Annotated in this window: 24 protein-coding genes; 15 read left to right on the top strand and 9 right to left on the bottom strand. The window is 43.2% G+C overall.

Going from position 1 to position 24,380, the window contains the following annotated elements:
- Nucleotides 1-12 precede the first annotated feature (12 nt).
- Both ABM313_RS17250 and ABM313_RS17245 read left to right on the top strand, forming a co-directional pair.
- A complete protein-coding gene (locus ABM313_RS17250; protein WP_434684391.1) occupies nt 13-744 on the top strand; it encodes a methyltransferase domain-containing protein in 732 nt (243 codons plus the stop codon).
- 100 nt (nt 745-844) lie between these two features.
- On the top strand, nt 845-1,591 hold the full coding sequence (locus ABM313_RS17245; RefSeq protein ID WP_434684390.1) for a cytochrome c biogenesis CcdA family protein: 747 nt from the start codon (nt 845-847) through the stop codon (nt 1,589-1,591).
- A 2-nt stretch (nt 1,592-1,593) separates the two neighbouring features.
- Here ABM313_RS17245 and ABM313_RS17240 read toward each other — a convergent pair whose 3' ends face one another.
- Nucleotides 1,594-2,031: a hypothetical protein gene (locus ABM313_RS17240; protein WP_434684389.1), complete on the bottom strand. Its 438-nt coding sequence runs from the start codon at nt 2,029-2,031 to the stop codon at nt 1,594-1,596.
- Nucleotides 2,032-2,265: 234 nt separating this feature from the next.
- On the opposite strand from ABM313_RS17240, the gene ABM313_RS17235 reads away from it, so the two are divergent.
- Nucleotides 2,266-2,892 carry a lysozyme inhibitor LprI family protein gene (locus tag ABM313_RS17235; RefSeq protein ID WP_434684388.1) on the top strand — a complete coding sequence of 209 codons (627 nt, stop codon included), beginning with the start codon at nt 2,266-2,268 and terminating at the stop codon, nt 2,890-2,892.
- A 124-nt stretch (nt 2,893-3,016) separates the two neighbouring features.
- Here ABM313_RS17235 and ABM313_RS17230 read toward each other — a convergent pair whose 3' ends face one another.
- Entirely contained in the window at nt 3,017-3,388 is a 372-nt protein-coding gene (locus ABM313_RS17230) for a DUF2809 domain-containing protein (protein WP_434684387.1), read from the bottom strand.
- A gap of 377 nt (nt 3,389-3,765) precedes the next feature.
- Between ABM313_RS17230 and gltB the strand changes: the two genes are divergently transcribed.
- From gltB to ABM313_RS17200, 6 genes are all read left to right on the top strand, one after another.
- Entirely contained in the window at nt 3,766-8,355 is a 4,590-nt protein-coding gene (gene gltB, locus ABM313_RS17225) for a glutamate synthase large subunit (protein ID WP_434688510.1), read from the top strand.
- 80 nt (nt 8,356-8,435) lie between these two features.
- On the top strand, nt 8,436-8,714 hold the full coding sequence (locus ABM313_RS17220) for a BrnT family toxin (RefSeq protein ID WP_434684386.1): 279 nt from the start codon (nt 8,436-8,438) through the stop codon (nt 8,712-8,714).
- Nucleotides 8,695-8,922, top strand: a complete 228-nt coding sequence (locus ABM313_RS17215) for a hypothetical protein (RefSeq protein ID WP_434684385.1) — start codon at nt 8,695-8,697, stop codon at nt 8,920-8,922. Before ABM313_RS17220 ends, ABM313_RS17215 begins: the two co-directional genes overlap by 20 nt.
- A 47-nt stretch (nt 8,923-8,969) precedes the next feature.
- Entirely contained in the window at nt 8,970-9,626 is a 657-nt protein-coding gene (locus ABM313_RS17210; RefSeq protein WP_434684384.1) for a DUF488 domain-containing protein, read from the top strand.
- A complete protein-coding gene (locus tag ABM313_RS17205; protein WP_434684383.1) occupies nt 9,619-10,068 on the top strand; it encodes a DUF488 domain-containing protein in 450 nt (149 codons plus the stop codon). The genes ABM313_RS17210 and ABM313_RS17205 overlap by 8 nt, the downstream gene beginning before the upstream one ends.
- A 3-nt stretch (nt 10,069-10,071) precedes the next feature.
- Nucleotides 10,072-10,920, top strand: coding sequence for a dual OB domain-containing protein (locus ABM313_RS17200; RefSeq protein ID WP_434684382.1), 849 nt, complete (start codon nt 10,072-10,074; stop codon nt 10,918-10,920).
- Nucleotides 10,921-11,289: 369 nt separating this feature from the next.
- Here ABM313_RS17200 and ABM313_RS17195 read toward each other — a convergent pair whose 3' ends face one another.
- From ABM313_RS17195 to ABM313_RS17180, 4 genes are all read right to left on the bottom strand, one after another.
- Nucleotides 11,290-11,574 (bottom strand): hypothetical protein, encoded by a 285-nt coding sequence (locus tag ABM313_RS17195; protein WP_434684381.1) that lies wholly within the window; start codon nt 11,572-11,574, stop codon nt 11,290-11,292.
- The gene (locus tag ABM313_RS17190) at nt 11,537-11,815 is read right to left on the bottom strand and encodes a BrnT family toxin (RefSeq protein WP_434684380.1); all 279 of its coding nucleotides are present in this window, start codon (nt 11,813-11,815) and stop codon (nt 11,537-11,539) included. Before ABM313_RS17190 ends, ABM313_RS17195 begins: the two co-directional genes overlap by 38 nt.
- 173 nt (nt 11,816-11,988) lie before the next feature.
- Nucleotides 11,989-12,765 (bottom strand): photosystem II S4 domain protein, encoded by a 777-nt coding sequence (locus tag ABM313_RS17185; RefSeq protein WP_434684379.1) that lies wholly within the window; start codon nt 12,763-12,765, stop codon nt 11,989-11,991.
- On the bottom strand, nt 12,765-13,763 hold the full coding sequence (locus tag ABM313_RS17180) for a PRC-barrel domain-containing protein (protein WP_434684378.1): 999 nt from the start codon (nt 13,761-13,763) through the stop codon (nt 12,765-12,767). The genes ABM313_RS17185 and ABM313_RS17180 overlap by 1 nt, the downstream gene beginning before the upstream one ends.
- 473 nt (nt 13,764-14,236) lie before the next feature.
- On the opposite strand from ABM313_RS17180, the gene ABM313_RS17175 reads away from it, so the two are divergent.
- From ABM313_RS17175 to ABM313_RS17155, 5 genes are all read left to right on the top strand, one after another.
- The gene (locus tag ABM313_RS17175; protein ID WP_434684377.1) at nt 14,237-18,655 is read left to right on the top strand and encodes a HEAT repeat domain-containing protein; all 4,419 of its coding nucleotides are present in this window, start codon (nt 14,237-14,239) and stop codon (nt 18,653-18,655) included.
- A 32-nt stretch (nt 18,656-18,687) separates the two neighbouring features.
- Nucleotides 18,688-19,062 (top strand): hypothetical protein, encoded by a 375-nt coding sequence (locus tag ABM313_RS17170; protein WP_434684376.1) that lies wholly within the window; start codon nt 18,688-18,690, stop codon nt 19,060-19,062.
- 67 nt (nt 19,063-19,129) lie between these two features.
- On the top strand, nt 19,130-19,423 hold the full coding sequence (locus ABM313_RS17165) for a DUF433 domain-containing protein (protein ID WP_055075740.1): 294 nt from the start codon (nt 19,130-19,132) through the stop codon (nt 19,421-19,423).
- Nucleotides 19,420-19,764: a DUF5615 family PIN-like protein gene (locus ABM313_RS17160; protein ID WP_094532524.1), complete on the top strand. Its 345-nt coding sequence runs from the start codon at nt 19,420-19,422 to the stop codon at nt 19,762-19,764. Before ABM313_RS17165 ends, ABM313_RS17160 begins: the two co-directional genes overlap by 4 nt.
- 54 nt (nt 19,765-19,818) lie before the next feature.
- Nucleotides 19,819-20,151, top strand: coding sequence for a XisI protein (locus ABM313_RS17155; RefSeq protein ID WP_434684375.1), 333 nt, complete (start codon nt 19,819-19,821; stop codon nt 20,149-20,151).
- Nucleotides 20,152-20,264: 113 nt separating this feature from the next.
- Here ABM313_RS17155 and ABM313_RS17150 read toward each other — a convergent pair whose 3' ends face one another.
- Nucleotides 20,265-20,684 (bottom strand): type II toxin-antitoxin system VapC family toxin, encoded by a 420-nt coding sequence (locus ABM313_RS17150; protein ID WP_434684374.1) that lies wholly within the window; start codon nt 20,682-20,684, stop codon nt 20,265-20,267.
- Nucleotides 20,671-20,934 carry a ribbon-helix-helix protein, CopG family gene (locus tag ABM313_RS17145; RefSeq protein ID WP_434684373.1) on the bottom strand — a complete coding sequence of 88 codons (264 nt, stop codon included), beginning with the start codon at nt 20,932-20,934 and terminating at the stop codon, nt 20,671-20,673. Before ABM313_RS17145 ends, ABM313_RS17150 begins: the two co-directional genes overlap by 14 nt.
- Before the next feature lie 150 nt (nt 20,935-21,084).
- Between ABM313_RS17145 and ABM313_RS17140 the strand changes: the two genes are divergently transcribed.
- Nucleotides 21,085-22,875, top strand: a complete 1,791-nt coding sequence (locus ABM313_RS17140) for a proline--tRNA ligase (RefSeq protein ID WP_434684372.1) — start codon at nt 21,085-21,087, stop codon at nt 22,873-22,875.
- A 125-nt stretch (nt 22,876-23,000) separates the two neighbouring features.
- Here the strand turns inward: ABM313_RS17140 and ABM313_RS17135 are convergent, their stop codons facing one another.
- Nucleotides 23,001-24,377, bottom strand: coding sequence for a plasmid pRiA4b ORF-3 family protein (locus ABM313_RS17135; protein ID WP_434684371.1), 1,377 nt, complete (start codon nt 24,375-24,377; stop codon nt 23,001-23,003).
- Nucleotides 24,378-24,380 lie beyond the last annotated feature (3 nt).

The raw sequence follows: 24,380 nt of genomic DNA, 5'->3' as shown, positions 1-24,380 counted from the left end.
TTAGGAGCATATATGCCTTCATTTCAAATCCGCACCAATCAAGATGAATTGATGGATGATTTCTCCATTCAGGATGAACGTCTTACCGATGCCTTAGAACAACTGCGCCCCATTAACCAACTGCTAGGCGGATATGCCACCACGATGGAAGTTCTCGCGCCTTTTCTCAAAAAGAGAGCGCAATCAAATCAAACTACCCGCATTCTTGATATCGGCACTGGTATTGGTGATTTCCCTGAATATATCGTGCGTTGGGCTGCGGCTCAGTCCCCTGCAATCAATGTCGAAATTGTGGCGATCGATGCTAATCCTGTCACCGTTGATTATGCCCGTGAAGCTCTCAAAAAGCGATTACCACCAGAACTACAAGCAAAAATCAAAGTGGAAGTTGCGGATGCTCTGGCGTTACCCTATGCAGATGACGAGTTTGATGTGGCGATCGCCGCGATGTTTTTGCATCACTTTGCCCATGAGAATGCTGTACAAATTGTGCGATCGATGCAGCGTATATCGAAGCAAGGTATTCTGATTAATGATTTGCATCGGCATCCTCTTGCCTATTATGGAATCTATGCCCTCACAAGGCTATTACCTGCGGTGCAAATGGTTCGCAATGATGCACCTCTATCGGTTTTACGTGGATTCAAATCCCCTGAGCTAAAAAATATTGCCGAGTCCGCAGGACTAGTTGATTTCTCACTCAAATGGCGTTATGCCTTTCGTTGGGTGCTGCATACAATTTAAAACCCAAAAGACGAGTGGCGGCGCGAAGCGCCGCCACTCGTCTTTTGGGTTTGTGTCCTAACAAGAGCTATAGAATAAAAATAGTTTAATAATAATCACGATGCTGCAATTTATTGATACTTTCTTGGGTGGTCTACCAAACTGGTTTTATCAACTTGAACAATGGACTGATGCTTTGGTGAATAGCCAACTCAATCAAGCCTCATGGACAAGCATTGGCGTAGTGTTTTTAGCAGGACTTGTTACAAGTCTGACCCCTTGCACCTTGTCAATGTTGCCACTCACGATTGGCTATATTGGCGGCTATGAATCTAAAAGTACATGGACATCGGCGCTGCAATCGGCATGGTTTTGTCTCGGCTTTGCGATCTCCCTCACAGGTTTTGGACTGACCGCCGCGCTTCTCGGTAAAATTTATGGACAAACGGCTTGGGGTTGGTCGGTGGTGATGGGAATAATCGCGATCGCAATGGGATTGCAACTATTGGAAGTAATTTCTTTCCGTTTACCCAGCTTTGGGAATTGGGAAGTATCTCAAAATTTGCCACAGGGATTACGATCGCTATTAATCGGATTATCTTTTGGGTTTGTGGCTTCGCCTTGCAGTACTCCCGTATTAGTGACCCTTTTAGCTTGGGTGTCAGGCTCAGGAAATTTGCTGGTGGGTACAGAATTTTTACTTGCCTATGCGATCGGCTCTGTATTGCCATTAGCGATCGCAGGGACATTTACAGGGCTGATTAAACAGTTTTTAGAATTGCGTCGTTGGTCAAGTTGGCTCAATTGGGGAAGTGGGCTTATTTTAATTGGGTTCGGCACACTTTCCATTTTGAGCAAGATTGCCTAAATCTATTGCCGCCACTCCTGATCAAATCTTCCCCAAAGACTGAGCAATCTCGGATCGATCTCTGTGTCAAGTAGAACAGCGGTAACGATTGAACGTATTTTTAACAGATCGCCAAAACTAGCCCGAATGAAGATTTTGCCAGAAGCGACAGACTTTTCGAGTGTAGATTTGCCAAACATGATGTTGCGTAAAGCAACCCCAGTGCTTTCAAAGTCATTGACTGCGTCAGGCTCAGCCTCGGAAATAGTGATTTGTAATTCCTGTCCTCCTTCGACCTGCACATGGATGCGAGCTTCATCGATCGCGATCGTTGCCGATTTCCCAGAAGCCACGCGCACGATCGCCGCCCATGTTTCACCTTGGTGATCGCGCAAAATCTCGATTAATTCTAAAAGCATGGACGAGAGCATTGCGGCGCGAGGTGATAGCGAATCGGACATGGTCGTATTAGGCAATTAGTTAAAAAGATTTAAAGATTATAGGATTATGAGATGTCATCTTTTAAGCAAATATACTAGTTCTACAGCGCTTTGCGCTCAAACCCAAACCAAGAGATTTTTTAAAAGTTTTGCTTTGCAAAACTTTTAAAAAATCTCTTGTAGTTCGTTTGAACGGTAATTGCTGTAAATAACCTGAGAAAGATACATATAGCAATTCCCAACAATTCAAATAATATGAAAAAGATTTTATCTTCTTTCGCGATCGCCATAGGACTGTCCTGTATGGCAATGCCTCCTGTATTATCGGAAACGATCACTAGCTCTCAACAATTTGGAGTTGCTCCCCCAGCCTGCGAAAAAGAAGCCCAGCTTTACCTAAACATTTGTGCTTCTCGCTGGGCAAAAACTGCTGATTTCTTGCGATCGCTAATTTATGATGAAGTTTATAGTCAGATTCCTACAGCTAGACAGTCCCAACTCAAAGCAGTTGAAAAAACTTGGAATTCCTATCGAGATATTCATTGTAAGGAGTTGAGTGAACCATTCCGTAAAGGCTCCATTTATCCTCTCTTGTATTTCAGTTGTCGAGCCAGACTGACTAATGATCGCATTGCTGATTTACTAGGAACGAATAATTCTCAACTTACATCAGATGTCACCACCCAAAGGCTAGCTAAAATTCTGAAGCAGGACAATATACAAAATTCTGCGGGGCAGCGTCAATGGTTGCTCTACCAAGCACAGCACTGTCAGTTTGAATCATTAATTTCTCTGGATAACTCGCCATCGGTCAAACAATGTCGCGATCGCCTAGCCGAAGGTCGGCTTCGACAGTTAGAAGCAATGCTTGGCACTCGATAAATGACTGTTTGCAGTGCTTTGCGCTCAAACCCAAACCAAGAAAGAACTTGAAAGCGTTGTGAAGCAACGCTTTCAAGTTCTTTCTTGTGGTTCGTTTGCTTGGTAATTGCTGTAAATAACACTTTTAGCGACTTTCCCACACTAGGATGATCACAGTCCCAAGCGCATAGGCTAAGATATCTTTCCAATCAAAGGTAGTTCCTAAAATAGTTGCTAAAACTTTGTTTTCTGCTAATCCTAGGCGATCGACAAACTTGAGATACTGCAATCCTTCGATCGCACAGGCAAATCCAAAAACAGATATCGCTGCTACCTGTGAGTGAACTTTCCAAAAAGATTTAATAAAGCAGTAAATCAGAATTACCACTAATACATCCCCAATAAAAGGACGGATCAACTGGTCATTGATAAAAATAGCGATATAAACTTCTATTAAAAAGAATAAAACTGTCAAGTAGAAGTATTTACGATTAAAAGTGAGCCGATTAGTCAGCATGTTACGAAATTAAGACATTAAACGTCACTTTTGAGACTTTTATAGCTATAGCCACCTGTATTAGGATAAATCAAAACCCAAATAATGTGAGACGGCACGAAGCGCCGCCTCACATTATTTGGGTTTTATGTCCTAACAAAAATGGTGACAGCTATAGTACTTTTCTACGAAGAGTTTAAGTTTATAGGTTTGTACGCCTGTCAAGTTTTGTAACAACTGCAATAAAAATAGTGATAATAACTAACTGAATTTGACTAATTCCTTAGTACCTCATACCTAGGACATAGATTTATTAGTACAATCCAAAGTAGCGATCGTAACTACTCAATTACGTCTGAGCTAACATAATCCTTAAATACCATCCTTTTCAGTCCATGATGAATAGCAACGCACTGCCCCTAAAACAAGGTTTATACGATCCCCAATTTGAACATGACGCTTGTGGGGTCGGATTTATTGTTCACAAGTCAGGGAAAAAATCCCATGCGATCGTTGAGCAGGGTTTGACAATTCTGGAGAACTTGGAACACCGTGGCGCGTGCGGTTGCGAGACAAATACAGGTGATGGCGCAGGGATTTTGATGCAAATCCCCCATAAGTTTTTGGTGAAAGTGGCGGCTGCGGCAAATATCACCCTACCTGAAGCAGGACAATACGGTGTAGGCATGGTTTATGCTTCGCCCGATGCTACTTCTCGCAAGAATGGTAGAGAAGCTTTTGAAAAGTTGGTAGCTGCTGAAGGTTTGAAGGTTCTCGGTTGGCGTGATGTACCCACCGATAATTCGTCTTTGGGCGCAACAGCTCAGTCCAGTGAACCATTCATGCAGCAGGTATTCATTCAGCGATCGCCTGATCTTGTCGATGACCTCGCCTTCGATCGCAAATTGTTTGTGCTGCGTAAGCTTGCCCATACCGCCATTCGCGCAGCAAACGTTGACCCTTACTGGTATCCTTCAAGCCTTTCCTGTCGCACCATCGTTTATAAAGGGATGTTGATGACGGCACAAGTGGGAATGTACTACGCCCATGATTTGCGTGATCCCGACATGGAGAGCGCTCTGGCTCTAGTCCACTCGCGCTTTAGTACGAATACTTTCCCCAGTTGGGAGCGATCGCACCCTTACCGCTACATTGCCCACAATGGCGAAATTAATACTTTGCGCGGCAATACCAACTGGATGATCGCTCGTCAGTCAATGTTTGAGTCGGATTTGTTTGGTGATGACATCTCCAAGATCAAGCCCGTCATTAACATCGAAGGTAGTGACTCCACGATTTTTGATAACGCTTTGGAATTATTGGTACTGGCAGGGCGATCGCTACCTCATGCCATGATGATGATGATTCCTGAGCCTTGGACTGCCCATGAATCCATGAGTGATGAGAAGAAAGCATTTTATGAATATCATTCGTGCTTGATGGAACCTTGGGATGGTCCCGCCTCGATCGCCTTCACCGATGGCACGATGATCGGCGCAGTCTTGGATCGCAATGGTTTACGTCCTTCGCGCTACTACGTCACCAAGGATGATTTGGTCATCTTCGCCTCCGAAGCAGGGGTATTACAAATTGAACCTGAACGCATCGAATCGAAGGGTCGCTTGCAACCGGGACGCATGTTTCTGGTGAATATGCAGGAAGGTAGGATTGTTGCTGATGAAGAGATCAAGCATCAAATTGCAACTGAGCATCCCTACCGTGACTGGATTAATCAGCATATGGTGGAAATCGCCAGTCTCAAGGATGCAGAAGTCTCCGCACCAGAAGCAATTCCCCTCACGCAGCGACAAATGGCTTTCGGTTATTCCTTTGAAGACTTGCGCTTGCTATTAACGCCAATGGCGCGTGATGGTGTGGAAGCTGTAGGCGCAATGGGTAATGATGCTCCTTTAGCAGTTCTTTCCAATCGCCCGAAACTTCTCTACGATTATTTCCAACAGCTATTTGCACAGGTAACTAATCCACCAATTGACTCCATTCGTGAAGAGATTATTACTTCCGCAGAAACCACAATTGGCGCAGAACGGAATTTGCTCAAACCTGAGCCAGAAAGCTGTCACTTGATTGAGCTAAAAACTCCCATCCTCAGTGATGCAGAACTAGCAAAGTTGAAGCATATTAATGAAGGTGGTTTTAAATCAGTTACACTTTCCACTTTGTTCGCTCCTAAGTCTGGTGTATCTGGATTAGAATCAGCAATTACGGAAATTTGCGCGAAGGCTGATCAGGCGATCGCCGATGGTGTGAATATTTTGATTTTAAGCGATCGCGGCGTGAATCCTGACAATGCGCCAATCCCTGCATTGTTGGCGGTATCAGGCTTACATCACCATCTCATCCGTACAGGAACAAGAACCAGAGTCGGCTTAGTCCTCGAATCGGGTGAACCTAGAGAAGTGCATCACTTCGCGCTCTTGATTGGCTATGGTTGTGGCGCGATCAATCCTTACCTTGCCTTTGAAAGTATCAATGACATGATCAAGCAAGGCTTGCTCGTGAATGTCGATTACAAAACTGCGGTCAAGAACTACATCAAGTCAGCTACTAAGGGCGTAACGAAAGTTGCTTCTAAAATTGGTATTTCCACGATCCAAAGCTATCGCGGCGCTCAAATCTTTGAAGCCGTTGGCTTGAATCAAGAAGTAATCAAGCAATACTTCACTTGGACAGCCTCCCGCATTGAAGGGGCTAATTTGGAAGTAATCGCCAAAGAAGCGATCGCGCGTCATACCCATGCTTTCCCCGACCGTCCCTCTAGTGGTAATACTCTCGATGTCGGCGGCGAATACCAATGGCGCAAGGAAGGTGAAGCGCATCTTTTCAGCCCTGAAACCATCCATGCTTTGCAAAAGGCTGTCCGTGAAGGCAATTACGAGCAGTTCAAGAAATACTCCTCTCTAGTCAATGAGCAGAATCAACAGCATTTCACTCTCCGAGGATTGCTCGATTTCAAATCTCGCGAATCAATTCCCCTTGAGGAAGTAGAACCTATTGAAAGCATTCTGAGACGCTTCAAAACTGGCGCAATGAGCTATGGTTCTATCTCTAAGGAAGCCCATGAAGCTTTAGCGATCGCTATGAATCGTATTGGTGGTAAATCCAACACAGGCGAAGGTGGCGAAGATCCCGATCGCTACACATGGACAAACGAGCAAGGAGATTCCAAAAATAGTGCTATCAAACAGGTAGCCTCTGGACGTTTTGGTGTAACTAGCCTCTATCTCTCCCAAGCTAAAGAGATTCAAATCAAAATGGCACAAGGCGCAAAACCAGGGGAAGGCGGACAACTCCCTGGCAAGAAAGTCTATCCTTGGATTGCCAAAGTCCGTCACTCTACCCCAGGAGTGGGCTTGATTTCGCCACCTCCTCACCATGACATCTACTCCATCGAAGACCTCGCTGAGTTGATTCATGATCTCAAAAATGCCAACCGCGCCGCCCGTATCAGCGTCAAGTTGGTATCCGAAGTTGGTGTCGGCACGATCGCCGCAGGGGTTTCTAAAGCTCATGCTGATGTCGTTCTCATCTCTGGCTATGATGGTGGTACTGGAGCATCGCCCCAAACCTCGATCAAGCACGCAGGCTTACCTTGGGAACTGGGACTCGCCGAAACCCACCAAACCCTCGTTCTCAATAACCTCCGCAGCCGCATCGTCGTGGAAACCGATGGACAAATGAAAACAGGGCGTGATGTCGTGATTGCTGCGCTACTAGGAGCCGAAGAGTTCGGCTTTGCCACTGCTCCCCTTGTTACTTTAGGCTGTATCATGATGCGCGTTTGCCATCTCAACACCTGCCCCGTCGGAGTTGCCACCCAAGACCCTCAATTGCGCGAGAAATTCACAGGCGATCCTGCCCACACCGTCAACTTCATGACCTTCATCGCTCAAGAAGTGCGTGAACTGATGGCACAGTTAGGCTTCCGCACCCTTGATGAAATGGTCGGTCGTACCGATGTCCTCGAAGCGAAGCAAGCGGTTGAACATTGGAAAGCGAAGGGCTTAGACTTCTCCAAGATTCTCTATCAGCCCGAAGTTGGTGAAGATGTCGGACGCTATGCCCAAATTCCACAGGATCACGGTTTAGACAAGTCCCTTGATATGACGGTGTTGTTAGATTTATGTCAAGCAGCGATCGTTGATGGTGAACCTGTCCATGCCACAGTTCCCATTAAAAATATCAATCGCGCAGTCGGAACTATCCTTGGTAACGAAATCACCAAACGCCATTGGGAAGGATTGCCTGATGACACCGTACATCTGCATTTCCAAGGTACGGCTGGTCAAAGCTTCGGTGCATTCGTTCCCTCTGGTGTGACGATGGAACTGGAAGGCGATACTAACGACTACCTCGGCAAAGGTCTGAGCGGCGGTAAGATCATTCTCTATCCCCACAAAGCTTCTACCTTTGTCGCCGAAGAGAACATCATTGCTGGTAACGTCGCCTTCTACGGTGCAACTAGTGGCGAAGCCTATATTCGCGGCATCGCTGGTGAACGTTTCTGTGTGCGGAACTCTGGCGTAAATGCTGTAGTCGAAGGCATCGGCGATCATGGTTGCGAATATATGACTGGTGGAAAAGTCGTCGTTCTCGGTTTAACAGGACGGAACTTCGCCGCAGGTATGAGTGGTGGTGTTGCCTACATTCTCGATGAATCTGGCGATTTCGCAACCCGTTGCAATACCTCAATGGTCGGCTTAGAGAAACTCGAAGATCCCGAAGAAATCAAGGATCTGAAGCAGTTGATTCAGCAGCACGTTGACTATACGGAGAGTGCTAAGGGTGCGAAGGTTCTCGCTGATTGGAATGCGAGTGTTCCTAAATTCGTAAAGGTAATGCCCAAGGATTACAAGCGGGTATTGCAAGCAATTAAGGAAGCATTGGAAGATGGTCTGAGTGGTGATGATGCACTCAACGCTGCCTTTGAAGCCAACTCCCGCGATGTCGCCCGTATCGGCGGCAGCTAATTAACAAAAGGCAAGGGGCGCAAGCCCCTTGTTTTTTAGCTGCATTCCAGAATAATTCGATAGTTGGTTATAATGCGTTTATGAAATGTGAGTGGGATAACGTAAAAGCGATCGCCAATCTAAAAAAGCATGGAGTTAGCTTTGAGGAAGCTCAAACAGTATTTGATAATCCTCTAGCAGTCATCTTTGATGATGAAGCACATTCTTTCGATGTGTTAAGAGAGATCATTATTGGTCACTCACAACGCAATCGTTTATTGATCATTTCTTTTACTGAGCGCCCGAATGGTATTCGTATTATTAGCGCCCGTCAAACAACCAGAAAAGAGTGTGAAGATTATGAACAACAGTCCCGTTGAAGGTCAACAAAGTTCTATTGATGAGCTTTTACATGAATATAGCTTTGATTATCAGAAGGCTAAACCTAATCGCTTTGCTAATCGGAGTGAAGGTAAGAGATTAAATATTGTGGTTTTAGATGAAGATGTAGCAAGGGTTTTTACTACGCCTGAAGCCGTTAACAAAGTACTAAGAGCCTTAATCGAGTCTATGCCTCAATCAACTTGAGAGTGCCAGTTGTAAGTCATGTTTAGATAAATGGAGGATTGTGAAAAATGCAACTTTTTACTATTGGTCATTCTAACCACAATATAAAAACCTTCATTGAGCTTTTGCAAAGGCATGAGATTACGGCTTTAGCTGATGTGCGATCGCGTCCCTATAGTCGTTATTTACCTCATTTTTGCCAAGCGCAGTTAAAGGATTATTTAGAAGCGGAAAAAGTGCGTTATGTGTTTTTAGGTCAAGAGTTAGGAGCAAGACCTGAAGACCAAAGTTGCTATGTCGATGGTAAGGCTTTATACGAAAGAATTGCGGCGACTGACTTATTTACAGAAGGGATTAGGCGAATTTTAAAAGGTGTAAAAAGTCGTCATAGAATCGCGTTGATGTGTGCCGAAAAAGATCCTTTAACTTGCCATCGAGCAATTTTAGTCTGTAAAAATCTCAAGGAATATGATCTAGATATTCAGCATATTAAAAGTAATGGTGAACTAGAGTCTCATGGAGAATTAGAAGATAGGATGCTGGCTAAGCAGGGATTTAAGCAATTTGTAGAACAAACAGCAGCTAGTCAACTTTCTCTGTTTGATGCTTTATCACCTGTTCAAGATGTTGACGAGTTAGATCGTGAAGGTTATCTCATGGAAGCCTATAAAAAGCAGGGTAATGAAATCGCTTATGTAGAAACAAAAGGAGAAGTTTATGCTTAGTCAGTCAATCCAATTATTTACAATGGGCTTTACTCAGAAAAGTGCTGAGCAATTTTTTGATACCTTGATAAAGTCTGGTGTGAGAACAGTTATAGATACAAGACTAAACAATGTGTCCCAGTTAGCGGGCTTTACTAAGAAAAACGATTTAAAATATTTTCTTAAACAAGTTGGGGGGATTGATTATGTGCATATTCTTGATTTAGCTCCAACTAAAGATATTTTGGTCGAGTACAAAAAAAGCAAAGGCGATTGGGGGGTGTATGAGCAAAAATTTTTAAGACTTATATCAGATCGTCAGATTGAGAAAAAAGTTACGCCCAAATTACTCAATCATGGATGTTTGCTCTGTAGTGAAGCAAAACCACATAATTGTCATCGCCGACTTGTGGCAGAGTACCTAAAGAATAGATGGGATAATGTAAATATTCAACATCTTTGAACTATGACTGAGATAATTTGTTTGGCAAACTCTCGTAAACATAATAATAGGTGTATTGCAGGAATCAACTTTAATACAGGCGAATGGATTCGCCCCGTGACAAATGAAGAAGACGGTCACGTTCCAACTAATTTAACTGTTGTAAGTGGTGAGCCAATTGAAACCCTAGATAAGATTGATATACCTATATCCCAAGAAAAAGGCAATGGACATGAATCTGAAAATCGTCTTATTCTATCTGGTTTATGGACTCGAAGTGGACAAGCCAAACCAGCGGATTTACTGCGCTTTAGAGAAACGAATCTTTTACATTATCAGCAAGAGGATTGGTTAAATGCTATTCCGTACTCTTATCTACTGAGTTTGCCCAGACATAAGAGAAGAACGCTACAGCTTATGCAGACAGAGGATTTTAAGTGTTTTAAAACTCAATATGGTAAGTGGAAAGGAAGCATACCAATTGGGAATTATGATAAGACTTTAGTTGCTAATATTACAGACCCTGAGATGTGTAAACTTTTGGATCTTGGTCACACAATATCATCTAGTTGCTTAGTCATATTAAGTCTTGCACAGCCTTGGCAAAAAGCAGATTCAGACAATGAGCCAATGTGCTACAGGCTAATTGTAGGAGTGATTGAGTTAAGTGGGTATCAGTTTTGTCCTATTGCAGATTTGATAGAAAAGACAGACCAAGAAATACAAAGAATTGGCTGGAGTGTTGAGCAAGCTCGTGATTACCTCAATCGCAACTTTCAAAAAAGATCGCGAACACTATTAGATTTCAGAGAATTGAGAGATTTTCTAAATCATCTAAAACAATTACCAAACAGTAATGATGACTTGTTTTGATATCACAATTTACTTACATCTCTTTGTAATATCGCTTTTTGATTGAGATTAGTGGCGATCGCTGTTTCATGTTGTTGGTTTATTGAGGGGCGATCACTTGTGAGGGGAAAGGGTTGATGTTTTAGGCGATCGCTTTTTGATTGAGATTAGGTGTGATCGCTGTTTGGTGTTCTTGGTTTGTTGAGGGGCGATCACTTGTGAGGGGAAAGGGTTGATGTTTTAGGCGATCGCTTTTTGATGAGATTAGGGGCGATCGCTGTTTGGTGTTGTTGATTTGTTGAGGGGCGATCGCTTGTGGGGTGGAAGTATGGATGATTTAGGCGATCGCTATTTGGAGATGTTGGTTGGTTGAGAGGCGATCAAGAAATTCTAATCTCTTGTCGTTGTGATATAAGACTTATGTGCTTCTGCATAGATTTTTAATGCAACTGACATTTGCTGAGATGCATTCTCTCCTTGCGATTGAAACCATGCAAAAGTTTCAGGATCGATTTGAACCGATGTTGTAATTTGTTTAGGAGTTCTCAATTTTGCTTTAGCCCAAAACTCTGATGATAATGGAGGAATATCAGATGTATCAATATCCTCATCACGCATAGCATCAATTCTTTCCCAATCAGTCTGAGATGTATTGTTCGTAGTATCTGCGTTCATAAGATAGTGCCTTTCGTAATGAAATAATTCTGATTGTCTCTTCGTCAGGTTCTGCGTAGACGACTACCACGACTCGACCTTGAAGTAAACCAATACCGATATACCGATCCTCTCCATAGTTTTCTCTTGCGTCAAGTTCAACAACCATAGGCATATTAAAAATCAGATAAGCGTCTGCAAAGTCAAACCCATGTTTAGCACGGTTAATCTGATTTTTACGTTCATCCCACTCAAATCTCATCTTAAAGCTTAGTGATTGTGTGTATTTTGGGATTTTCTTGATTTTAACTTATGCATAGGTGAGATCGCTGTTTGGTGTTGTTGATTTGTTGAGGGGCGATCGCTTGTGGGGTGGAAGTATGGATGATTTAGGCGATCGCTATTTTCCAACTTTCTCTTCCTTCGTTATTCTTTTTAAACCGATCGCGTCATTTGCACTCGATAGCGTTCCTTTTTGGTAATCATAATTTCGCCAATCGTGACCCTCCCTTTACCGCGAATGGCAATGAGATCACCAGTTTTGAGTTGATAGTTCGGCTGAGAAACTGTTTTCCAGTTGACACGTACATCTTCGCCGTTGATTAGATCTACCATTTTGCTACGCGACATACCAAACCCAAAAGATGCGATCGCATCTAGTCTTAAGGAAGCTTCAGTGGAAGTAAGTTCTTTAGTGACGGGGATGCGAATTTTTAACTCTTCCCAAGCGATCGCATTGACCTTAACGGGAACTGTGCGAACTTGTGTGAAGTGAAGTTGTAAGTATTCTACGAGTTCGGGAACGACGATCGCCTGTGCGCCTTTTTCACCTAGGACATTGACATCGCCGACCTTTTGACGCTCTATACCCGTACCAAGAAGCGCACCCAAAAAATCGCGATGGGTTGCCGTGTCAAATAGGAAGTTCCCAGAAATCGATATGGGTGTAAGACTCACCATTGACTGATCGAGAGGCAACTCAGAACGGGCGATCGCTAATCTTTGGCGTTCGGCTTGTTCGTAGCCACCCCACGCTAGGCAGTGGATTTCGGTCATTTTGCCGAATACTTGTAGTGCTTCCGTAATTTCGGGCGGTGATAGAAAATCACTGCATACGACATCCCATGTCTGGATAGCGCGATCGCCTAAATCCAGCAATCGGCTGAGGGTATCGCGATTTTCAACATGATTCAATAGGTCACGAGGTAGCATTAAATTTCGTCAAATTCCTCTTCGGGAATGCGTTGTTTGGACTTGTCAGGAATTTTGGTTTCGCCCCAAGCATCACGGATCTGCTGTTGGGTTTCGTTACGAAAATTAGTTTTCGGTGTGTCTAAATAATCGTCTTCAAAATCATCATACTCATCATCGTAGTTATCGATGGGCGCTGGTGGTGGGGCGATCGGGCGCGATGGCTCAGGACGCACTTCGGCTCTGGCTTGGCGACGTTGTTGCTGCGGGGGATTTACAGGAATGCGCTCCTCAGCCCAATTATCGCCATCGTCCCATGATTGTTCTTGACGATAGACAGGGCGTTGCTGCTGCGGTGGTGGTGAATAGGTGCTTCTGGTACCTGATGACAGAGCGTTGTCACGAATTGTTGTCGATGGTGGCATGTAGTCATCCTCGAAGTCATCTTCCCAAGGTGCTTTACCTAGTCCTAGACGCTCTAGCAAGCCTTTGCTAAGCTGGGTCATCCGATCTTCCATGCCCTCAGTGACAATGATGCGATCGCGTCCTACGGCGATGATTTCATTGACATCAAGCTCGTAGGTACTAATCAAGCTGGCTGGGATAATTGGGTTACCGATGGAGGCAACAATTAAGAAAAGTAAATCACCCGTCTCTGGGTCAAATTTAAAATCGCGTACCTTACCAAGCAATTCACCTGATTCTGTGACTACTTCGTTGTTAATGAGGGTGGTGTAGCGCTCAGTAATTAAAATATCTTCGAGTACCGATTCGTCATCTACCAAGATGGCATCTGGCCCCAGCAAGTCAATATTGTCAAGGGACATGAAAAATGTGTCACCTATGCCGATCGGTGTGCCTGGGACAAATCTTTCAGCGACGGTCATGCCGACGACCCGCCTCTGATCGACATCTAGCCAGATTTGGGTGACGATGCCAAGCCGCACGGCTGAGCGCTTGCTAAAGACTTGCAAACCCAATACGGCGGCACGTTGACGAAGATTTTCCGATTGCATCATGGCGGTGACGTGGCTCTAAAAGATTCCCAAACAATCCCCAACAAGTGGGGCATGAACTAAACAGGACGGTAAATACCTAGGCTTGATCTTAGCAGACTAGATCCCCGTCGGTATCTTAACGTTTGTTCGGTCGATTGTTCGGGCGATCGCATTATGTTTTGGCGATCGCATTATGTTTTATTGATGCATGGAAGAACTTCCTGCGATGGCAAAAGTCTAGGGCTGGCACGGGGGCACAGCCCCTACAAGATCTAAATTATTTAGGGTAGGGGCAATGCCCCCGTGCTTGCCCTGTCATGCTTGAGATAGTTTGGTTGCATAGGCTAGGATCATCAAAGTTTGTGGATACTTTAATTTTAGAAGATTGCTAGATTTTCAATGTGAAAAAGTTATTATAGACCCAAGATTTTGCCGCTATTTTCGGTAGCTAGGGCATGGGTGTAGAGATTTGTTTTGATGGTTATTTAAGGTCAGTGATAAGCGCTTATCAGCAGTGGTGGCGCTTGTATACGCTGACGGATGCGACGGGACGGGAATCGCAACGTGTGGATCGTGAGCAGATTGCTCCTGCTTTTTTTGACTTCGGCTTAATGGTGCAGACGGTGGAGCCGCCAAAGTCTGAGCAGGAAGGAGAATCAGAACGCGATCGCGAAAAGAAGGAAAAAATCGAGCGGTTGCCTGTGTTGGAGGGGATCTGTAAGTATGCGGGTAAGCATGACTTAGGTAATCATGTGTTGCTGGTGGGTAGACCAGGATCGGGGAAGTCTACGGCTTTGGCGCGGTTGTTGTGGGATGAGGCGGGAAAGGCGTTAAAGGATCAGCAAGCGAAAATTCCTGTGTTGGTGGAGTTGCGGTATTTACCCTCGGAGGCGAATGAATCATCTGTATGCGATCGCATTCTTGCTTTTATGCACAAACACGATCCTGCTTTGGATATTGATGAGACTGGGATTAAGCAGCTATTGAGTCAGGGGCGGTTGTTGCTGTTGGTGGATGGGGTGAATGAGTTGCCATCGGATCGCGGTCGCGTCATGGTAAATCAATTTCGGGAGCTTTATCAAAAAACTTGCCCGATGATCTTTACGACGCGGGAGTTGAGTGCGGGTGGGGATTTGGGGATTGCGAAGCGGTTAGAGATGCAGCCCTTGACGGAGCCGCAGATGCAGCAGTTTGTGATGGCGTATTTGCCGACGCAGGGGGAGAGGTTGTTGCGGCAGTTGTCGGGACGGTTGCGAGAGTTTGGGCAAACGCCTTTGTTGTTATGGATGCTTTGTTCGTTGTTTCAGCAGTCGGAGCAGATTCCTGAAAATTTAGGTGAGATATTTCGGAAATTCACTAAGTTTTATGAAACTGAAAGCATTCGTTATTATCAGGTTGCTGTACTCAAGGGAGATGTTCAACCTTTATCAGATCAGCGTCTTTGGTCTTCTGCACTTGAGCATTTAGCATCTAAGATGATGAAAGGAGATTCGCCTGTTGATTTTCGTACTGTCATGTATAGGGATGAAATTGAACAGACATTTAAAGAACGATTCCAAGACGAGCCGTACCCTCCAAAATTTGCAAGAGACTGCCTTGATGACCTTATAAAGTATCACTTACTTCAAGTTGCTTTTGGAGAATATATTGAATTTCGGCATCAGTTGATTCAGGAATATTATGCGGCGGAGTGGTTGTTGGGACTGTTGCCGAGTTTGAGTGATGCACGGCTACAGCAGGTCTATCTTAATTATTTGAAATGGACGGAACCTTTGGCGTTGATGTTGGCGTTAGTGGAGGATGAAGAACAGGCAGTGCGGGTTGTGCGGGTAGCACTGGAGGTGGATTTGCGTTTGGGAGCGAGGTTGGCTGGAGCGGTGAAGTATGAATTTCAAGAAAAGACTATTGGGTTATTGGCTAAAGAATTAGAAAAAAGAGAGATACATAAACTAGCATTAATTGAGATATTAGGAGAAACAAAATCTGATTTTGCAGTTGCCACTCTTGTGCAAACACTTCAGGATTCAGATTATCATGTTCATGAGATAGCAACAGAGGTATTAGGTAATATTGGTACTGATAGGGCAATTAAAGCTCTTATTTCTGATCTTAAGAACTCGGATGTTTATATGCGTTGTCAATCAGCAGAGGTATTAACCAAAATTGCTAATGACACAGTTAATGATAAAGCTATTAGTGTACTTATATTATCGCTCAATGATTCAGATTATGATGTAAGATGGAAAGCAGAAAAAACTTTATTTAGTGCATTAAGTAATATTACTGTCAGTGCAAAATCAATTGAATCTCTTATTAAAGTTCTTAAACATCCTGATTCTAGCTTGCAGAAGAAAGCATTAGAGGCTTTAGCCAGAATTGACAGTGATCGAGTATTTAAATTACTACTAAAAGTTCTCAAAGACTCAGATTATGAATTGCGTGAAAAAGCAGCAGAATTGCTATTCAATAGCAAGGATGTAAGAGCCGTTAGTACACTACTAAAAGTTCTCAAAGACTCAGATTATGAATTGCGTGAAAAAGCAGCAGAAGCACTAGGAAATATCGGCTGTGATAAGTCTGTTGATGCACTTATAGTAGCTCTAAGGGATTCAGATTATAATGTCCGAGGAAAAGCAGCAAATGCACTGGTTAATATAGGGAGTGATAAGGTGGTTAAATCACTACTTACAGCACTCTTTGATCCAGATACTTCTGTATATCAGATAGTATCATATATATTAGGTGCAATAGGGGGTGAAACAGTTATTGATTCTTTAACCTTAGCTCTTAAAGCTCCAGAGATTCGTGTGCGACAGAAAGCAATAAATGTATTAAGTAAGATTGATGATAAAAAATCAGTTGAAGCACTTATTTTTGCTCTCAATGATTTAGATTATAATGCACGTCAAGAAGTAGCAGAAGCATTAGGAAAGATAGGTAGTAAGAAAGCGATTGATGCACTTATTTCAGCCCTCAATGATTCAGATTCTAGTGTGCGACAAAAAATCGCAAAAGTATTAGGTAAAGTTGGTAATGACAAAGCGGTTGATGCACTTATTTCTTGTCTTAATATTGAGACGCTCATCACCTCTCTTGATTATGAATCATTATCTAAGAGTGCTAGTAATAAAATAGTTGATTTACTCATTCCATCTCTTAATGCAACTTATATTTATGAACAAAGAATTGATAAAAAAACAATAAAAAGTTGTCTGCGTAAGATTTTTATGCCAGCAAGTTATTTACATCCTACTGTTATTGTCCAATACCCCAACTATCATCTGCGCGAAATAGTAGCAGATGCGCTAGGAAATATTGGCAGTGATAAAGCAGTTGCACCTCTAATTCAAACTCTCAACGATGCAATCCAAGATCTCAATGATTCGAGGTATGCGAGTCAAGCTGAAGATGTGTGTATATCATCTGAGAAGGCATTAGGCAAGATTGGCAGTCATCAAGCAGTTGATACCCTTATTCAAGCTATCAAACACCCAAATCGCTTTGTGAGCAGACATGCAACTAAAGCATTGGGTAAGATTGGTAGTAAAAGAGCTGTTGAACCACTCATTCAAGCCCTCGAAAATCCATACAGCTACTACCAAGAGCTTGAAGCAGCAGAAGCGTTAGGTAATATTGGTAGCGATAAAGCTGTTGAGCCGCTCATTCAAGCTCTTAATCATTCAGATTATGATGTGCGATCAAATGCAGCAGAAGCGCTAGGTAAAATTGGTGGTATCAGAGCAGTTGAAGCGCTACTTTCTGTTTTCAATTATTTAGAAAAAGCAGAAGAGGCATTATTTAATAATGAGAAGAATCAAGAGACGTTATTCAATAATATTAATGTTATTGTTAACGAGAAAGCTATAGATTCGCTAATAGCTATTATCAATGATTCAAAGTATTGTTATTCCATTCGTGAAAGATCTTTACAGGTGTTAGGTAAGACTGCGAATTCCAAAGCAATTGACATACTTTTTTTTGTTCTCCAAAATTCAGATTATTACGGGAGTGAGAAAGCAGCAGAAGCATTTTTTAGTAGTGTCGATAACATTAATACTACTAAAGTAGTTGATGCTCTCATTTCTACTATTAACGCTTCAGATCACTCTGTTAGAGAGAAGTCATTAGAGACATTAGTAAATATTGGAAGTAATAAAGCAGTTGATGTTCTGATTCAAGCCTTCAAAGACTTGGATGTTCATGGACGTGAGAGTGTAGTAGAAGCACTAGGAAAAATTGGTAGTTTCAAAGCAGTAAATTTCCTCGTTTCTATTCTTCAAGATTCAGATTTTGTTGTTCGCCGCGAAGCAGAACAAGCATTAGTAAATATTGGAACTAGTAAGTCAATTGATGCACTTCTTCAAACATTCAAAGACCTAGGTGACAATGCGCGTGAGAGAGTAGCAGAAGCAATAGGAAAAATTGGGGGTAGCAAAGCGGTTGATGTACTTATGGCTGCTATTAAAAGCGATTCAGAGGACAATGTTCGTGACAAAGCAGCAGAGTCATTAGGAAAAATTGGTAGCGATAAGGAGCTAGAAGATCTGATTTTGGATCTTGAAAGTTTTTATGATTACGCGCGTAATAGAGCAGCAAGAGCTTTAATCAGGATTGCTGGCTCAGATCGCAACTTACCCATCCTCACCCAACAACTTCCCCATCTCCTCACCCTCATCCCCACAGAATCGAGCCAAGAAGCCCTCTCAGTCATCACCGCCATCCAAGCCCGATGCAAATACTACAACTACGACATAGCCCAAACACCCTTACCCCCCGAAGATAACCCCAACCCCACCACAGGCAACACCTACATCTTCAACGACAAAGTAGGGCAAGTAGTTAGTGGAAATCTAATAGTTCAGGGTGATAATATTGCCACACAAAACAACCAAAAGACAGCACCTGAGTCCTAACCAACCACTAAACATTACCCAATGAGAAAACTATGACCTTTAACTTCAACGCCCCCGTAGGACAAGTCATCGCAGGCGATCAAACCGTCACAGGCGACAACATCGGCACACAAAACAACTACTACAGCATAGACGACCCCAACACCCAAGAACTAGCGATCGAACTCGTTGAAATCCTGCAAGGAATCGTCCCCCAAATCTCCGATCCCACCAGCGAAGCAGGCAAAGAAATCATCACCGCCGCCGCAATGGAAGAGATAGAAAACAAACCAACCCTTAAAGATCGTCTAGTTGCTGCATTTAAAGCAGGTGCATTTGAAGCCATCAAAAAAATTGCCAAAAATGATTTTGTGGAAGTTCTCCTTACCGCCTTTAAAGCAGGACTTGAAGCCAAACCTAAAAAGTAAAACGCCTATTCCAGATATCAGCCATATCACAGAGCAAAACTGATGACAGTTTAGAGAGCAAAACCACATGAAAACAGCAACCATCTCCCGCCATGTCACCCGTAACCCTGAAATCCTCTCAGGCGAACCAATCATCGATGGAACCAGAACACCCGTTAGAGCCATTGTTGAAAACTGGCGCTTAGGAGTTAGACCAGAAGAAATTCCATTACACTTACCACATCTCAATCTCGCGCAAATCTTTGATGCCCTTAGCTTTTATCTAGACAACCAAGCAGAAATCAACGAATACATCGAACGCAACCACGTTCCCGATGAGCTAGTACATCCACTCATCAAAGCTAGACTAAATCAAAGATGACTATTTTCGCTCAAATTTACATCGATGAAGATGTGGATATTCTAGTTGCTACCCTACTCATCGCTAGAGGATTAGACGCAACCACAGCAAGACAGCAGAAAACTTTAGGCGAACTCGATCCCCAGCAACTAGCTTTTGCCGCATCAATGGGGCGTTGTATGCTGACCCACAACCGACTCGATTTTGAGAAACTTCATACGAGTTATGTCTTGAATAACCAGACACACGCAGGAATCATCATCGCTAAACGGAGAAATCCCTATGAAATTGCCGAAAGGGTTGCCATGCTTCTTGACACCTTGACAGCCGATGAAATTGCGAATCAATTGCTTTATATTTGATTGGTATCAATTAAAGCTGATTGTCTATGAACCCATCGCTGAGGAGATAGTCAAATGGATAAACTAGAAAATTACCGTCTATACATTCAAAATCTTCTAGAAAGGCATAGTCATTTTAAAACCCAAGACGATGTAGAGAATGAGTTGATTTTTGACACCGTGCGCGATCGCTATCAACTGATGCGTATTGGCTGGAAAGGATTGAAGCGTGTCTATCATACTGTTCTACATTTCGACATCAAAGACGGAAAAATCTGGCTACAGCAAAATACAACTGATATTGACGTAGGACAAGAGTTACTAGAGTTCGGTATTCCCAAAGAAGACATCGTGCTAGGTTTACATCCTCCCTACAAAAGACCCTATACAGGCTATGGAGTAGCATAGAAAGAATATGTCACGCATACCAACCCATCACCCACCAACCCACGCAGGGGAAATATTACTAGAAGAATTTCTAATCCCTTTGGGATTAACTCAACAAGAAAAAGATCGGTAAGTTAGTCTAAATGCATTAAATTCTCAAAAGGATGCCTGTTTTTCCAGCGATAGGTATTGAAGTCTCGAAAATCAACGGATAGAATGCGTCCATGCCCCAAATGCTCAGCAAGAATAATTAGAGAAGCATCCGCTAAATCCATTGGCAGAGAACTATACTGCTTCATTAACTCACTAATTCTCTTACCATCTTGAACCTGAAGATCGAAAACTTCAAATGCTCCAACTTCTAAACTGTGAATGAAAGTTTGTTGAGCATTTGTGCCTGTTCGTTTTAAGAGAATATGACAAGCTTCCGTAATCACACACCATGTTGTAATTAGAGGCTCATCAACAGTGTCTAAAACCTTTTGCGCGATCGCATGATAATCATCACGGCGATTGATTAACGCAATCCAAAAGCCTGAATCAACGATGACCATATTTTTCGTTGAGACTTTCAGTGAGATATTGCTTGTAATTTACTGACAAATCGGGTTCCCCTTCAGCACAACCAATTAACCCTGCTTGTTGGAGAAGTTGCAAAGGCTTTACGGTCGTTTCTTGACGCAACCTCTCATAGTAAAGATCGATCGCCGCCTTCATTATTTCCGAAGTACCTTGATTGGTACGCTGACGGATGTAGTTGAACTTACTAGCGCGATCGCTGTCGAGTCGGGCATTAACTCTCATAGGTTTAGCTTGTCATAACGCTGTATGACATTATAGCATCAACACCAAAGCTACAAGTCCTGATATGATCGTCAGGCAGAATCACCGTTAACAGATTAACGAAATTCTAGCGAATATCCCTAGCGAACATCAGCGAATACCTCCAGCAATATGCGTCTATCTCAAATGCTCTGGGTCACTCTGCGTGAAGATCCCGCCGAAGCAGAACTCACAAGTCACAAACTATTACTCCGTGCGGGCTACATCAGGCGCGTAGGTTCAGGCTTGTATGTATACTTGCCGCTCATGTGGCGCGTTTTGCAAAAGATCTCGGCGATCGTCCGCGAAGAGATGAACGACACAGGAGCGCAAGAATGCCTGTTGACGCAACTGCAACCTGCGGAACTATGGCAAGAGTCAGGACGCTGGGATACCTACACCAAAGCCGAAGGGATCATGTTTGCCCTCACCGATCGCGCTAATCGTGAAGTCGGGCTTGGTCCTACCCACGAAGAAATTATTACAGCGATCGCTAGAGATACGATCCGCTCCTATCGCCAATTGCCACAGCATTTATACCAAATCCAAACCAAGTTCCGCGATGAGATTCGTCCTCGGTTTGGCTTGATGCGTGGGCGCGAGTTCATCATGAAGGATGGTTACTCCTTCCATGAAAATGAAGAGAGCCTTAAAGAAACCTACTACGAAATGGATCGCGCCTATCGGAAGATGTTCGATCGCTGCGGTCTAAAATTCCGTGCAGTAGAGGCAGACTCAGGAGCAATCGGTGGTTCGGGTTCGCAGGAGTTTATGGTATTAGCGGAAGCTGGTGAAGATGACATTCTCTTTACCGAAGATAGTAGCTACGCCGCTAATGTCGAGAAAGCAGTATCTTTACCACCTGAGGCTGTACCTTCGCACTTCGACAAGTTTGAGAAAGTGCATACACCCAAAAAGGGAACCATTGAGACTGTGTGCAAGTTGCTGAAATGCGACCCCACCCAAGTTGTCAAACAGGTTCTCTATCAAGTCATTTATGACAATGGCACAACAGTTTTAGTATTAGTTAGCATTCGTGGCGATCGCGATGTTAACGAAGTAAAACTCCAAAATGAACTGACGAAACTAGCAAGTAACTACGGTGGAAAAGCCGTTATCAACCTCCAAGTTGCCGATCCTGAATCTCAACAAAAATGGGCGCATTCCAAACTTCCTGTCGGGTTTATCTCACCAAGTCTGGATGATTCCTATATTGATAAAAGCTCCGCAGTTTCTCCTAAGTTTCTCCGCTTAGCCGATCGCACTGTTGAGCATTTACATAATTTTGTCACAGGTGCAGATGAAGCTGATTATCACGTTGTTGGCGCAAATTGGGGTAAGGATTTTACATTACCCACAGTTGTAAATCTTGATAAAGCCAAAGCAGGCGATCGCGCTGTTCATGATCCTTCACAAATCCTGCAAACTGCCAGAGGTATCGAAGTTGGGCATATCTTCCAATTGGGAACTAAATATTCGCAAGCGATGAAGGCGACCTTCACCAATGAGCAAGGTGAAGAGCTACCCTTAGTCATGGGTTGCTATGGTTTAGGTGTCTCGCGCCTCGCCCAAGCCGCCGTGGAACAGTCCTACGACAAAGATGGCATCATCTGGAATAAGGCGATCGCACCTTACCATGTAATCGTTACCGTGCCGAATGTGGGCGATGCTAAGCAAATGGATGTCGGTGAGAGGCTCTATACTGCCCTCGAGGCAGCAGGTGTGGAAGTATTACTTGACGATCGCGATGAACGGGCTGGTGTCAAGTTCAAGGATGCTGATCTTGTGGGCATTCCCTATCGGGTGGTTACGGGTAAGGCGATCGCTGATGGCAAGGTAGAAATTGTCAATCGGGCGACGAAGGTGGCAACTTTGGTAGAAATTGAGTCAGTGGTGGAGTATCTACAGAACGAACTCAAGTAAAATAACAGCCTTGCACTCAAGTGCAGGCTGAAAGCTAAAACCCGTTGAAACGGGTTGCTATTATTATTTAGTCTGCTTTAGCAGACTTGAGCTTTTAGCCAAGAACTTGAGTTCTTGGCTTATTTTTATTCATCATCGTCATAGTCAGGATATTGTTCTGGAGCCTTGCCTTTTTTATCGATCACCTTTGCCTTTTTGAACTTAGGATCAGGTTCATCAATACTTTCTAAGACCACATTAAACTCCCACCAGTCACCAAAATCAAACACATAGGTAATGCGATCGCCGATATTAATTTGCCAATCTCTCAGCAAAACTTTATCGGTAAAGATGGCATTTTCTTCATATTGAGTGTAAGGATGATAAATGCTCTGTTTGAAGCCTTGATGATCTTTGTAGGTGAATTGATGTAGATGATCGTTTGCAAAATCAAAGGCTTTGAGAATTGCACAACTAAAATCATAGAGTGTGAGATGAGAAGGAATGGCAATCTTACGCCATATGGTTTCCGTAGAAAATTTATCCTTAGATTTTTGAATGTGGATTTGAATGGACACTTTAAAAGTAAAGATCCCATCTTGGGCTTCAGGCTCAGGCAATTGTAAATTATGCTCCCATGTGGGAAATAGCTCAAGCGCTTGAAATTCTTCTTGCAATATCTCCGTTGGAGTTAAATTCTGCACGACTATATCGAGTTTAGGCGATGAAGATGGCTTTTCTATAAATAAATCTGAAATATCATCTCCAGATTCACTCAACATTCCCTTTTTCCAATTAGTTTTGTCCAATAGCTCCATCATGGCTGTCCCAAATGGTAATGCTTTTACCTTAGTTACCCGCCAACCTTTACCTGCAAGAGGTTCCGCATCTTTTAATTCCACAAATCCAAACAGATTTAACAAAGCCAAGTTATGCAGTTTCACATAATTCAGCCAATTGTTATTTTTAGAACCATCCGTAAAATTCAAATCCCCTTTAGCTAAATCTCTCCAACTATTAAATACAGAAAACCATTCAGGAAAAAGCCGTCTACCATCACCCATAATGTCCTCAGAGGCATAATAGATCCATGTGGCAAGGAGATTAAAATACTTCTCAATTATGCTTAATTGCTGCCATGATTGCAGAACTTGCGGATCAATGTGCAGTATATTTTTCTTTTTGTCTAATTGCACCTGCGCGATCGCTGAGCCACGTAATAACAAATACAAACCATGAATATAAGGGTAAGACTTCTGACTAGGACGTTGAAAATCGATGGTGGTGGGGTGACTGAGGCGGCTATTAAGATCGGCAAGATATTTGGGTGCGATCGCATGTTGATTAGCACTTACTTCGACTTTATGAAGTTGCAGAAACTCGATAAACGTCTCAAAATCCTGCACAATTGCATTGGGTTGATTAGTTGTAAAAATCTGTTGGCTTAACAACTGTTTTGATGAGTCAGATAAAGGTTCTTTTGGGGAATTATCAATTGGAAAGAGATTGAACAAATTAAACATAGA

It is taken from the genome of Pseudanabaena minima str. Chao 2107 (genome assembly GCF_051131155.1).
Taxonomy (GTDB): Bacteria; Cyanobacteriota; Cyanobacteriia; order Pseudanabaenales; family Pseudanabaenaceae; genus Pseudanabaena; species Pseudanabaena minima.
This window is presented reverse-complemented; position numbering and strand designations above follow the sequence as displayed.